We start from the raw sequence: 13,473 nt of genomic DNA on the forward strand, positions 1-13,473 counted from the left end.
CGCACACCGCTCATGATCTATAATTTTGGTGCTTACGCCCATCTGCTGCTCTCGGAGTTCCATCAGGCCGGGGGACGCATTGTTATCCGCGCCTTCCATAGCCCGGCTGATCTGGCGGACCTGCCCGAGCGTGTGGTTATCAACTGCCCCGGCTACGCTGCGCGGGATTGGTGGAATGACAAATCCCTCATTCCCATTCGCGGGCAGACAAGCTGGCTCCCTCCCCAGCCCGATGCCCCTTATGCTCTGGAATACAAAGGGGTCGCCATGATCTCCAAATCCGATGGGGTGATGATCCAAGGATACGACATGTATGGCCTTGGAGACATGGACGGGGTCGGGAACAGTTTTGAACATGCCGACCGTGCAGAGGCGGAAAAAGCCATTACCGTTATGGGTGATCTTTTCTCCCGTTTTCAGTCACGCAATGGATAAGGACGGTATGATGTTTTTTTACCCCCTTGCCCTCCGGCATTCATTCCTTGCAGCATGGGCTGTGGTGTGCCTTCACCTTGCTGGAACGGCGTGGGCTGATACGCAACAGCACGCAGCCGCACATCACCAAAACAGCACCGGAACAGCTATTCCCTTTTCTGCCGAGCAGGTCACCTATGGCGCGCAGATTTACGCGGGAACCTGCGCCATTTGCCATGGCATAAACCTTGAAGGCGGGCATGATGTGCCTGATCTGGGGGACTATTTTACAGCCCGCTGGGCCAATACGCCATTAGACCAACTAGCCGGATACATCGCCCGCGCCATGCCCCTTATGGCTCCCGGCACTCTATCCCCAGGCAATACAGTGGCACTTGTTGCATTTCTGTTGCACCAAAATGGTGTTCGCCCCTCCAGCAATACACCACTACCTGTGGATGAGCACCAGTTAGCCAAACTTCATTTTCCGGCAGCGGGACGCGCTGCAACTGCCCGGCCGGCGTTAAATACCAGAAAAAACGCAGGAAATGCTCAATGAGACGATAAGTGTCTGCTCATGAACAGACACTCAAAGACCTTCGCCTGATTTTTCCTGACACGGTGGTAGGCAGATGCCTGACAAAGCGGACCTCCCGCAGGCCAACCCATCTACCCAACGCGTGACTGACCTGTCCGGTAATCTCCTCGCACGACGGGGGGGAGGCCGCATCGAGGGGAACCACATACGCAACAGGTCGCTGCCCTCGTAGATCATCAGGAACAGCAACAACAGCGCAGGCATGGACTGCCGGGTGGGAGGCAATGATCTTTTCAATCTGCACGCCCGAAATCCGTCGCCCGGCAACTTTGATCACATCATCAGAGCGTCCAAGCATATGAACAGCGCGAGCAGCATCAATCATCCCCTCATCAAAGGTGCGATAGTACTGACCTGTTTCATCAAGATATACTGTAGGTGCACGGATAGCCCCCTCCTTCCACACCCCAGCCAGACAACCGGGGGGTAGTGGCAGGGACAAGACAATTTCGCCACAGGGTTCGTGAGGAAGATTGGGCCCAATAACCGGGTTAAACCCCGGTGCGGGGCGCCCGATGTCGTTCTGGAGTGCGGCTGGTTCTTGCTCCTCCAGACCAAAGAAATGCGCAGTAATGCTCCACCCGGTTTCCGTCTGCCACCAGTGATTGACCACAGGTTTGCGGAAATAGGAGCGCGCCCAGCCCAGCAATGTGGGGTCTGCATATTCCCCGGCGACAAAAATATGGGCAAGTGCGGGCAGAATAACTCCTGACAGATGGCGACTTTCCTGTCGCATAAGCCGCATTTGTGTGGGCGTGGTAAACAGACACCTGACCTTGTAATCAGAACAGAGCGCACGGATGGCAGAAGCTGAGGCACCACCTTCCACGATCACGCTGGTACAACCGCTGATCAACGGTGCATAAACGCCGTAGGAGTGACCGACAACCCACCCCAGATCCGATGTGGTTAAAAACGTATCACCGGGTTTGCAGTCGTAGATCAGTGCCATAGACAAGGCCAGCGCTACAGCATGGCCACCATTGTCGCGCACAATCCCTTTTGCTGTGCCCGTCGTCCCGGATGTATGCAGGATATATAATGGGTCTTCAGAACGCAGACTGACCGGATCAACCGCAGCGGAGTGCTCCAGCGTATGGAAATCATAATCCCGCGCAGGCATAAGAGCTGCCGGGCAGGCCGGGCGCTGCACAACCACGCAGGCCAGTGGCCTGTGCTTTGCTGTGGCAAGGGCTGCATCCAGAACAGGTGCAGATGGAACAACCTTGCGCCCCTGAAAGCTGCAACTGGCGCTAATAATGACCTTTGGCGCCACATCATCAATCCGCTGGGCAAGTTCCGCCCCTGCGTAACCGGCAAAAACCACCACATGCACCGCCCCGATCCGTGCACAGGCCAGCATGGCAATGACCGTTTCAACCATTGTGGGCATAACGATCAGAACATGATCCCCCTGCCCCACCCCGAGTGAGCGCAAGCCACCGGCAAACCCGGAGACCCTACCCAGCAACTCCTGATAGGTGATGATATGACGCTCGTTTGTTGCGCATGAATGCCATATCAGGGCAGCCTGCATGCCGCGCCCACTCTGCACATGTCGGTCCAACGCGTTATGGCAGGTGTTGAGCGTGGCACCGGCAAACCAGTCATGCCATCCGTCTGCCCGCGCGTGGCACGCAGTCACGGGTGGCTGCTCCCATGTTACGCGCCGGGCCGCATCCAGCCAGAATTGCTCTGGCTGGTTTATGGCTGCGTTGTACATGGCTTCATACGTAGTCCATGGAAGCATGGTTTTGAACTCCGCTCAGGCTACTGGCACAGTTTTGCCGGTAATCTGACCTGCAAGCCACGCCGCATCACGCGAGATACCGGAAAATCGCCCCGAACCCCATGTATGCAGCCACGGCAGGCCAAGGAAGTAAAAGCCCGGTGCATTGGTTACCCCACGGTTCCAGAGTGGTTTGTTCGCTCCGTTGAAAACAGGCACATCAATCCAGCGATAGTCGGGACGAAAACCAATGCACCAGATGATCGAGGTAATGCCCGCGGCTTTGAGGTCAAGCGGGATGTTTTTGCCATCGGGTTCCCATACCGGCACATAAGGCGCTTCGGTCGGGGCACTCATCCCTTCGCGGGCAATGTAGGCATCAATGGATTTTTTGATGTCGGCATTGGTCTTGTCCGCGTCGTCAAGATTATCTTTCAGGTCTGGCGCAAAATGGGCCACTTCATCACGAATGTTTTCCAACGTGCCATGCAGGCCAACACCTTTTTGGGCAAAAAGACGCAGATCAAGATCATGGCCACCATTCCGGCCCGTGACATAATGGTTCGTCTTGTCCCGCGCGCCGTCACGCAACGGGTGGTTATCCACCGTCAGGTCATAAAAGTGCATGTCCGCGAGCCAGTCCACAACATCACGACCACGATAGAAGCGTGAAACACGCGGAGCAGAACCAACGCACAGGTGGAGCTTGCGCTTTTCAAGGAACAGATCCTCAACGATCTGCGCACCGGACTGGCCACTCCCCACCACCAGCACAGCCCCTTCTGGCAGTTCGGCCGCATTGCGATAGTCCTGCGAATGAACCTGATAGATGGCGGGGTCAATTGCACTGGCGTAGCCGGGAATGACGGCATCCTGATACGCGCCTGATGCAATGACGACGTGCTGTGCGTGCCATACTTCCTGACCAGCCACCACGCGATAACCACCGGATTCATGCCGTGTGATGGAGGTAACAGCGGTGTGCTCCCGCAAGGGTGGCGTAAAAGAGTCCACAAATCCTTTTACGTAATCAATAATTTCCTGCTTAACCATAAAACCGTGCGGGTCACTCCCTTTGTACGGGTGGCCGGGGAGTTCGCACTGCCAGTTTGGCGTCACCAGACAGAAATTATCCCAACGCTCATCATCCCACGAGTGGCAGGCTGTTTTTGCCTCAAAGACGATATGTTCCACCTTCTCGCGGCAAAGGTACCAACTCATGGACAAACCAGCCTGTCCGCCACCCACGATAATGACGGGGATGCTTTTTTCGTTCTGGGTCATGGTCGTTCTTTCGTCTCAGGATTTGAATGACAGGACGCGCACCTGCGCATCGGGTTGATTAAGAAAAGGCGTGCAGGTCTGACGGATAGCCTGAAGCTGCCCAAGCGCGCGGCTGCACGCAAAGCCATAGCGCGCGAGAACCCGGTCACTGGCCTGTGTCAGGGCCGTTTCTGCCTTTTGCAAAAAGTCCCGGACCGGGTAATCCTGACCGGGTGTGAAGTGGTCTTGAATAACGAGCGATGGGGAGTAGCACTCACTCTCCTTTCCATCGGGCCAACGCACGCGAAAGGTCATTTCAGGCATGGTGACAAAGCTCCTGAAGCAGGGACACCAGCATGCGGCAGAGCCGCCAGACGCCGGTATGCAGGAAGGTGCCGACTGGCCACGCTATGCCAGTCGAAACGGCGAGCCGTTGCAGGGCCGCTGATCTCAAAACGGGTCTGGCTTTGAGCGCTCAGGGCATGACGCAACGCGCAAACAAGTGTCTCGGGGTAGTCTGGCTGACACCAGAGTGCCTCATAAGACTGAAGATGTTCCGTGAAGGGCGGTACGGAAGGCACGACCACAGGCATACCGCAGGCCAATGCCTCAAGCGGACACAGACCAAACCCCTCCGTCTGCGACGGATAGGCCAGCACGGACGACTGCCGGTAGAGCGCGGGCATGTCCTCATCCGCGACGGTTCCCGTTATGGTTATGGCCGCCGCCAGACCGCTCTGCCTTATCCGCTCGTCACACAGATGACGATAACCGGAGTGGTCCAGCAAAGAGGCTCCCCCGGCAATAACAAGATGCAGGTCCGGGTGCTCCCGGTGCAGTACCTCAAATGCGTCAAGCAGACCCAGCGTGTTTTTACGGCGCTCGACCCCGCCGACTGACAGAACAAGGCGTGCGTTCTGCGCAAGCGTATAACGGGCACGCAAGGCATGGTCACGCAGCTCCGGTTCTGGAGAAAATCTGGCCAGATCAACACCATTGCCCACAACAGGCGCATGCCGCCCGTAGTCGTTCAGAATCCTGCCCTGCCAGAGTTGGCTGACCGTAAAAAGCTCGGTTGCAGTTGTCAGGCCCTGTATCTGGCGGGCAGCGACACCGGGGTCCGCAAAGCAGTCCAGATGATGAACCGTGCGCGCAAAGCCCCCAAGCCTGCCTTCACGCACCAGTTGTGCAAGAGCGTTAGCACTAATCGGGTCCTGAGCATGCAGCACATCAAAGGACGCCGTATGCCGCAGGGCATTTGCAATTTCACCGATACGACATTCCACCAATGCTGGCAGGTCTGGCACCTGTGCTGCCGGAATGTAGTGGGTTGCACAGCGGGGCTTACGGAAAAACCCCGCTCCCGTTACATCCGGGGCAATCAGGGTTGCATCATGCCCGGCATCACACAGGGCTTCCGCCAATGCCATACCATGCACCACCCCACCCCGCGGGTTGGTCGAATGGGTAAGAATGCCTATGGACAGGCTCATGGCGCAAACCCCATAAGCGGTGCTTGTGCAAGGTCCCAGAATATTTCCGTCCTGTCGGCCCATGTCACATCAAGCTGCCGGGAGCCGTTACATTGACCGATAACAGCCGCAGCAATCCCCCGTTCGTGAAAACGGGCCATAATGATGGGTGCATCCTCTGGGCGGGCCGTCAGCAGGTAGCCATAGCTGGGGAATGCGGATAGCCAGCGCTCCATTGGGGCATGCTCAGGGCGTGGAATGTTCTCAAGTGCGATGGTCATGCCGACACCAGAACACTCTGCCAGCATCAGGGCGGTTCCCAGCACCCCGGCCATGCTGATATCCTTGGCGGCACGGCTCAGACCGTCCTCGGCTATGCGTGGCAGCAGTTCCATATCCTCGCGCAGTCGGGCTCCCTGTTGGGTGCTGCACAATGCGGAGCTGGCATCCCAGAACGGGTGCGGATCATGCCAGCGACCACGCAGGTCAATTGCTGCGATCAACACCTCGCCCGGGCGGGCATCAAAACTGGTGAGCAGACGCCGCGCACGTCCGAGAATAGCGACAGAAAGCGAGTTGTGAGTACTGCGCATGTTGGTATGCCCGCCAACAACGGGCACGCCATAGGTGCGTGCGCCATCATGCAGCCCCGTCAGGATAGACGCCGCAGCCTCAGACGTATCGCTCCATAACGCATCCACCACAGCCACCGGACGGCCACCCATTGCGGCAATGTCGCTCACATTCACCATGACGCCGCAATATCCGGCAAACCACGGCATGGAGCGGACAAAGCTATCCTGAAAACCCTCACTGGCCAGAAGGAGGTAACCGTCCCCATCGGGTATGGCCGCGCAGTCATCCCCCAGACGGATGGCTGCGGGGTTGTCGGGCTTAAGGATTGCCGCCGCCTGCGCAATATCCTGCTTGCCCGCAAGAGCGCGGGCGTTGCGGAGCGTATGCAGCAACGAGGTTAACATGTGCGCCATCACGCGACCTGCCGTATCCGGGGTTGTGGGCGCAACAGCCATGTCTGGTCCTGCCCGTGTGCAGGGTAGCGGGATAAATCTGCCTGCATGTCGTGATGCAGCAGGCCATGCAGAATCACGCTCCCAAGGCTTTTCCAGTGCAGGCGACGGAAGAACAGTACATTCTGTTCCTGCACCTGTGCGAGGAAGCGTGTGGCTCCAAGACCATGCGCCGTACTGACAGCCATACGGATGAGTTCCGCCCCAATACGCCCAAGCTTGCGGTGCTCTGCGTGCACAGCCAGACGGGAACCGCGCCACAGGCCGGGTTCGGCCTGATGAATACGCACAGCCCCTACAATCCGGTCTGGTATCCCCGCCATGCAGCAGGCTGCGATAATAGGAATGGCAACCTGATCAATAGCGTCCCGGTCATCATTGATGAAAACCTTCTGCTCGGTGCAGAACACGTCACGGCGCAGGGCATGGTAGCCGGCACGCTCCCATGGTGTGCGCGCAAGGCGCACCACATATTCCGTGGGAATAAATGGCCTGTCTGCTACATCATCCAGGAACGTGCTCATTGTTCGTAAGCCGACAGCGAGGAACAGGCACCACACCGGCCACAACCAGCCCGGATGTCTGTCGACTTCATACCGGCTTCTCGCAGCATCCGACCCAGTGGGGCCAGAACGGACTTCATGAACTCGGCAGACGGCGGCGCATGGTTTTCAAGCGGGGTGCCGGAAATGGGCACAAATGGCACCACAAAAGGATACACCCCGAGGGCAATCAACCGTTCAGCCAGAGCCAGAATATCCGTGGCGCTGTCACCAAGACCAGCCAGAATATAGGTATTGACCTGCCCGCGCCCAAAAACAGGTACAGCCTGCGCAAAAGCCTCCATGTAACGGGTCACGCTAACCGTAGCCTTGCCGGGCATAATCCGCTCCCGCACGGCTTGCGTTGCGGCCTCAAGATGCATGCCCAGGCTGTCGGCGCCTGCATCACGCAGTCTCTGAAACCACGAATGATCGCGTGGTGGCTCGCACTGGACCTGAAGCGGCAGGTCAACCGCAGCCCGGATGGCACGTGCGGACTCTGCCAGCACGGCGGCTCCCCGATCAACCATGTTTGGCGTGCCGGTTGTCAGCACCATGTCTCGCACACCGTCTAATTCCACGGCGGCTTTTGCCACCTCTGCCAATTGTGCTGGTGTTTTATAGGCGATGGTCCGCCCGGCTTCCAACGATTGACCGATGGCGCAAAACTGGCAGGAGGTGCGCCGGTCCGCATACCGGATGCAGGTCTGGTGCACCGTGGTTGCCAATGTGTCGCGCCCATGCAGCAAGGCAATTTTCCAATAAGGAATACCATCTGCCGTAGTAAGCCCATAAAAACGCGGAGCGGCCGGAAAATGGATGGTGCCGAGCAATTGCCCATCGCGCACCAGCATGCTGGCACCATTCTGGTCCGGCTGACTGGCCTGAAACGGGGAGCGCCGGGCTCCAGACGTAAAGACCGGGACCATGATCGTCTGCCCCGCAATGGTGATTGTCTTGTGATCCGATGGACCTGCACCACCTTTACGGGTCATGCCGCCTGTGTACTCGCCAATCTGCAGGCCAAAGGACTGTAGGTCCGTAACCAGCTTGCGGCCAAAAACCGTGCCCAGTGCTGGAATGGTCATGGCGCCACCTCCGCAGCATCTGCCAGCGTCGGGTCTTGAGCACCTTCTCCAGTGTAATGAACGGTTTGCGCTGGCCGCCGATCCTGTAGCAGGCTGAGCAGCTCGGGGCGTGCATAATGACCCACACAATCCATCATGCGCTTCCGTTTGGTAATAAGTGCAAAGTCAAGGTCGGCGATCACCATACCTTCACCCTGTGTCAGGGGTGTTCCCAGCAGCTTGCCTTCGGGCGAGACAATGGCAGTAAAGCAGCCACCACGCAGTGGCCCTTCCAGCGCTGGATTGCCTGCTATTTCGGCAATCTGCTCATCCGTAAGCCATCCGGTGGCATTGACGACAAAACAGCCTGCTTCCAACGCATGGTGGCGAATGGTTACTTCCATCTGATCAGCAAAAACCTGACCAACCAGTGAACCGGGGAACTGGGCGCAGTGAATTTCCTCATGCTGGGTCATCAACGCATACCGGGCCAGTGGATTGTAATGCTCCCAGCACGCCAGAGCCCCGATACGACCCACCGCACTTTCTACAACTTTCAGGCCTGAACCATCCCCCTGCCCCCAGACCATGCGCTCATGGTACGTGGGGGTAATCTTACGGCGTTTGAGCAGGATCTGGCCCGTTGCATCAAAAATGATCTGCGTGTTGTAGAGTGTACCAAAATCGCGTTCATTCACGCCTAACACCACAACCATTCCGGTATCACGGGCAGCTTCGGCCACCATATCCGTTACGGGACCGGGAATGACAACAGCGCGTTCGTATAGTTCCAGATGTTCGCCCCCAAAACGAAAAGCGGGCTGAATAAACGAAAAATAAGGGTAATACGGCACAAAGGTTTCAGGAAAGACCGCGAGCTTTACACCTTTTTCGGCAGCATCGCGGATGGCCTGACAGACTTTCCGGGCTGTACCCAGACCATCATCACCAAAGACGGGAGTGATCTGGATGGCAGCAGCGCGAACAATACGGGACATGGCTTGCGGTCCTCCCTTTGACCTATCAGAGAGTCCAGGTGTTCAGAATGAAAGCGTTGTCACGGCGGGCAAGCAGGATAATATCGAGCACGTCCTGCGGGTTGATGGGTGTAATACCGGGGATCAGGTTCTGCTCGCCGTAACCGTAAAGGGCCTGAAGCGCAAAGCGGCATGCATAAACTTTTCCACCTTCTTCAAGGATTTTTGCAATCTGCTTGTTGCAGTTCATATGCCCCGGAAAAGCCTCGTCTCCCAGACGGGGAAAGCCGCGCTGCACACCAAGGGTCACACCCGGCCCATACAGCAGAACCGATGTTTCAAAACCTTTACGGATCAGGCGTGTCGCCTGAAGAAGATTGACAAAACCAACTGAGCCTTCATTGGCAACAGTGTGAAAGGTGATAAGAGCTTTTTCGCCGGGGTTTGCTTTGACGTCTTCAAAAACCTTGTTTTCATAATTAACAAAGCAATCGCCATCTTTGTGCGGAGCATGTTCGACGTTTGGCATGGTATTTCTCCCATATGTTGCGGTCCGTGGCAAAACGCCGGGACTGACCGCGTTGCGTGGGAAAACGTGGCACGGGATAGGGGAGAGGTAAAATATTGTATGCTTAGAAAATTAGGTACAATCGAAACAAACAAAGGCATACGCTCAGTTTTGATCAAGACAGGAGCATACAAAAAATACAACACCTGCATACAAACAGAAAAATTTCTCGTAACCCCATGTTTTAATTATATTTATAAATCACGCATTCGTGAATTAAGGTTTTTTTGTTTTCTATAGCCTGATGGGTTGCGGCCCGAAAACTGATACGATCAGCGATTCCGGGCGCGCAAGCAGGTTACACAATATCCGCAAAACCTGGCGAGCGTTTATGCTGTAGCACAGACAAAACACCATGGAGGGATTCTTCAAGGCTTGCGACATCTGGTGCGCTACCTAGCGCAATCCGTGCACGCTGAGGAGGTTCGCCACTAATAGTGAAAACCGTGCTGGGCACCAGCGCCAGACCACGCCTGCGCGCATATGCGACAAAATCCGCACTCCCCCACCAGTCAGGCAGTTTTAACCAGACATGAGGGCCATCGGGGTTCATGCAATGCTCCTCCCCCAGTACCTTGCGGGCAATAGCCTGACGCACGCGCAGTTCTTTACGGATGGCATGCAGGATTGTGTGAGCCTGCTCTGTCTGCATCCACCGCTCAGTCAGCGCACTCAGCAGGCCAGCGTTGGTCAAGGCAATGGCACGGATAGCCGCCGCAACACGCCGGGTCATGTCGGCACTGGGGAGTGCAATATATGCCGTACGCAAGCCCGGACTGAGTGTTTTGGCCAATGTTGCCACGTAGCTAACACGACCATGATCAAGGGATGCCAAAGCTGGGAGTGGACTATCCATTAGCAGGCTATAGGGGTCATCTTCGATAATATGGAGGTGATGGTGCTGGGCGATCTTGAGAATATCCATGCGCCTTTGCAAAGGCATGGTTGCTGTCGTGGGGTTGTGGATGGTTGGAATGCAATAGAGCAACCGGGGGTGATGTTCTGCGCAGATCTGGTCGAGTTGGCCGGGCATCATGCCATCTTTGTCGCTATCAACACCGACCAGAATAAGGTCAAGCTGTGCGGCTATGGTCCTAATACCGGGGTAGGCAATGCGATCTGTTACAATGACATCGCCGGGTTGTGTATGTGTGCTGACAATTGCCGCCAAAGCACTTTGCGCACCGGGGGCTACAAGAATTTCGTCCGTGCGCCGATGCCCGATAACAGGGGCAATCCATTTTGCGCCAAGTTGCCGCTCCTCAAGCGTGCCGCCGGTGACGCGGTAAGACATGAGAGTATTCAGGTCCTGCTGCTTTAGAATAGCGGCAATGTCACTCTGGATTATCCGTTGTAATGGTGGGTCTTGTGGAATGGGAGGCAGGTTCATGGTCAGGTCGACCACGGCTGGCCCTGTATGTCGCCAGTGGCTCTCGCCCGCCCCGACACGCACAAAGGTGCCCCGACCAACTGTTGCGTCAATCAGGCCGCGTCGGCGCGCCTCGGCAAATGCTCGGGTGACAGTCGTCAGATTGGCCCCAAGATACTCTGCAATTGTACGCTGAGGAGGAAGTCTGTCCCCTTCCCTCAGGTCACCTTTACGGATGGAAAGGGCCAGAGCATCCGCAATTGTCAGGTAAACGGCACCCGGGCCACGGTTGATCTCCTCTTTCCACTGCGCAAGGTAAGCATATTGCGACACAGAATATCTCCATACATTTTTAGCCACCAACTCTATTGTAAGCATACAATCAGATTTCAGAAATATTTCTGTGCATTTTTTTACAATTTTTACGTCGTATTCACTTGAGAATTATGGCGCGGCGAGCTTCCATCCACACGGATCAGGCCCCGTTTATCCGCTAACTGGTCTGCGCAATGATGCATAAGTGAATATGCACATGCCCTATCAACAATATAGAATTAATTAAGCAGAGGTTTTAAGGTGTTTTAAGTGTTTAATGCCTCGGAAAAGGAAATCATCGTGCAATCAGATACCTTTAAAGTCGGCGATATTGTCTCCTGGAATTCTGAAGCCGGTTATGTCAGTGGCCGTATCAGCAACGTGCATATTGCGCCTTTTATGGTCAACGGATACCAACATCATGCAACACCAACAACCCCACAATATGAAATTGTTAGTCTCAAAACCGGTCACGTTGCATTCCATAAAGGTTCGGCTTTAACCCATATTGACTAAAATCATGGCGCATTCTGTTAAGATGATATTCTGAAATTTGCTGCGATGTGAGTTGCTGGCGTCATTATATAAACCCGGATGTCACCTCTGGTGGCGTTTTTTGTCTCATCTGACGGGTCCGCAAACGAACAGAACGACTTATGCCAGCACACACGACATGTCACTTTGAGCCCCCCTCCCCTGCTGCACCCAATATATCAAGGAAAAACCGGTCAAAGACACATAAGTCAGGCTGCACTTTACAGAATTCTGCTCGCGTCAATACATCAACAAATCTGAAACCTGATCGGATTTTCAAACAGTCTCCTAAAATATACGTGAAAATATATACAAATTATTTTCTTTCATTCACATACAAGATCGATAAAAAACTAACAACAGATACTATCAGAAGAAAAAGAGATGGAATAAGTATATTATTATAATATTGTATTAGCGTAGATAAAACCATAGGCGTCAGCCCCCCAAAAAGAAGCTGAGCAAAAGAATAACTCACGGAAATAGCACTGGTACGATTACGGGCTGAAAACCAAGAATATAAAATGCCACTCAAATTTGCATAATAAGCCCCCTCAACCAAAACAGTAATGAGTGATTCAACAACAACAATATTCACGACCGTTGGGTAATTTTTTAAAAAAATAAAAGCCGGATACGCCGCAATTGCAAGCAGAGCTGCGCCAGATATCATCAATATATTCCGGTTTTTTATTTTATCTCCCCAATATCCAAATATCGGCGGAGCAATCATTGTGACTATTCCCGCAGCAATTGTACCCACCATCGCGTTTGATCGGTCAAACCCTAAATATAACTGAGCATAGGTCGGCAAATAGAGAATAAGATAAACCCCATAAGCGCCCAGAGCAGTCAAACAGGTTGCTACAAGAATTTTTCTTCGTTCATAAAAAAGGATTTCCCGAGTAGGACTGTGGTTTTCGTATTTTCTAAACTCGGGGGATTCATCCATTCTCAAACGGCTCCATGTTGCAACTGGGCCTATAAGAAAACCAAACAAAAATGGCAGCCGCCAAGCCCACTGCGCAATTTCCGCATCACTAAAAAAATGAACCAGCAACCAGCCCCCACTGGATGCTACAACAAAGGAAAGCCCTGACGCGGAGAGTTGCAAACTGGAATAAAAACCACGCAATTCTGGGTTTCGTTCGGCCAGCATAGTAGCGGCACTGCCAAATTCGCCCCCTGCCGCAATACCCTGTAAAACCCGTGAAAAAACAACAAGCAAAGGTGCTGCAACACCCAACGTGGCATATGTGGGTGCAACAGCAAGAAGACCTGTTCCAAGCATCATTAAAAAAGAAGACAGAGCCAGAGCGCGGCGGCGACCATACTTGTCTGAATATGCGCCCAGAAATACGGCCCCCATAGGCCGTATAATAAAAGACACGCCAAAGGTCGCAAAGCTCAGAATAATAGACAGGCCACCATGCGTGGTCGGGAAAAATAGTTTTGAAAAAAGCACAGCATACAGAGTGTATAATATGAGATCATACCACTCCACAGCGCCCCCTATAACCGTTGCATAGACGGCAAAGGAGCGAGAAGGTTGCCCGCGCTTTCTTTCTAAATGCTGCATAAGTTCTGGCTCTGTCTT

General features: G+C 54.5%; 13 protein-coding genes and 1 pseudogene. 3 read left to right on the top strand and 11 right to left on the bottom strand.

Annotated features, from left to right (window positions below):
- Positions 1-435: pseudogene (locus HK26_RS13495) on the top strand (FAD-dependent oxidoreductase); the annotation flags it as partial.
- A gap of 7 nt (positions 436-442) precedes the next feature.
- Positions 443-973: a c-type cytochrome gene (locus HK26_RS10330; protein WP_086639705.1), complete on the top strand. Its 531-nt coding sequence runs from the start codon at positions 443-445 to the stop codon at positions 971-973.
- 16 nt (positions 974-989) lie between these two features.
- Here HK26_RS10330 and HK26_RS10335 read toward each other — a convergent pair whose 3' ends face one another.
- The 10 genes from HK26_RS10335 to HK26_RS10380 form a co-directional block, all read right to left on the bottom strand.
- Positions 990-2,762: an AMP-binding protein gene (locus HK26_RS10335; protein ID WP_086639706.1), complete on the bottom strand. Its 1,773-nt coding sequence runs from the start codon at positions 2,760-2,762 to the stop codon at positions 990-992.
- 15 nt (positions 2,763-2,777) lie between these two features.
- Positions 2,778-4,025, bottom strand: a complete 1,248-nt coding sequence (locus HK26_RS10340) for an MSMEG_0569 family flavin-dependent oxidoreductase (RefSeq protein ID WP_086639707.1) — start codon at positions 4,023-4,025, stop codon at positions 2,778-2,780.
- 15 nt (positions 4,026-4,040) lie between these two features.
- On the bottom strand, positions 4,041-4,328 hold the full coding sequence (locus HK26_RS10345; protein WP_086639708.1) for an MSMEG_0570 family nitrogen starvation response protein: 288 nt from the start codon (positions 4,326-4,328) through the stop codon (positions 4,041-4,043).
- On the bottom strand, positions 4,316-5,497 hold the full coding sequence (locus tag HK26_RS10350) for an MSMEG_0565 family glycosyltransferase (RefSeq protein WP_086639709.1): 1,182 nt from the start codon (positions 5,495-5,497) through the stop codon (positions 4,316-4,318). The genes HK26_RS10345 and HK26_RS10350 overlap by 13 nt, the downstream gene beginning before the upstream one ends.
- Positions 5,494-6,468 carry a sll0787 family AIR synthase-like protein gene (locus HK26_RS10355; protein ID WP_257640973.1) on the bottom strand — a complete coding sequence of 325 codons (975 nt, stop codon included), beginning with the start codon at positions 6,466-6,468 and terminating at the stop codon, positions 5,494-5,496. Before HK26_RS10355 ends, HK26_RS10350 begins: the two co-directional genes overlap by 4 nt.
- Positions 6,465-7,028 (bottom strand): MSMEG_0567/Sll0786 family nitrogen starvation N-acetyltransferase, encoded by a 564-nt coding sequence (locus HK26_RS10360; RefSeq protein WP_086639710.1) that lies wholly within the window; start codon positions 7,026-7,028, stop codon positions 6,465-6,467. Before HK26_RS10360 ends, HK26_RS10355 begins: the two co-directional genes overlap by 4 nt.
- Positions 7,025-8,134: an MSMEG_0568 family radical SAM protein gene (locus tag HK26_RS10365; RefSeq protein WP_086639711.1), complete on the bottom strand. Its 1,110-nt coding sequence runs from the start codon at positions 8,132-8,134 to the stop codon at positions 7,025-7,027. The genes HK26_RS10360 and HK26_RS10365 overlap by 4 nt, the downstream gene beginning before the upstream one ends.
- Positions 8,131-9,111, bottom strand: a complete 981-nt coding sequence (locus tag HK26_RS10370; RefSeq protein WP_086639712.1) for a Nit6803 family nitrilase — start codon at positions 9,109-9,111, stop codon at positions 8,131-8,133. The genes HK26_RS10365 and HK26_RS10370 overlap by 4 nt, the downstream gene beginning before the upstream one ends.
- Before the next feature lie 25 nt (positions 9,112-9,136).
- Positions 9,137-9,619: an MSMEG_0572/Sll0783 family nitrogen starvation response protein gene (locus tag HK26_RS10375; protein WP_086639713.1), complete on the bottom strand. Its 483-nt coding sequence runs from the start codon at positions 9,617-9,619 to the stop codon at positions 9,137-9,139.
- A 337-nt stretch (positions 9,620-9,956) separates the two neighbouring features.
- Positions 9,957-11,360, bottom strand: a complete 1,404-nt coding sequence (locus HK26_RS10380; protein WP_086639730.1) for an aminotransferase-like domain-containing protein — start codon at positions 11,358-11,360, stop codon at positions 9,957-9,959.
- Positions 11,361-11,612: 252 nt separating this feature from the next.
- On the opposite strand from HK26_RS10380, the gene HK26_RS10385 reads away from it, so the two are divergent.
- Positions 11,613-11,858, top strand: a complete 246-nt coding sequence (locus HK26_RS10385) for a hypervirulence associated TUDOR domain-containing protein (protein ID WP_257640971.1) — start codon at positions 11,613-11,615, stop codon at positions 11,856-11,858.
- Between the two features lie 334 nt (positions 11,859-12,192).
- Here HK26_RS10385 and HK26_RS10390 read toward each other — a convergent pair whose 3' ends face one another.
- Positions 12,193-13,455: an MFS transporter gene (locus HK26_RS10390; protein WP_086639714.1), complete on the bottom strand. Its 1,263-nt coding sequence runs from the start codon at positions 13,453-13,455 to the stop codon at positions 12,193-12,195.
- Positions 13,456-13,473: the final 18 nt, after the last annotated feature.

Origin of the sequence: Acetobacter okinawensis (assembly GCF_002153655.1) — a bacterium.
In the GTDB taxonomy this organism is placed as follows: domain Bacteria; phylum Pseudomonadota; class Alphaproteobacteria; order Acetobacterales; family Acetobacteraceae; genus Acetobacter; species Acetobacter okinawensis_A.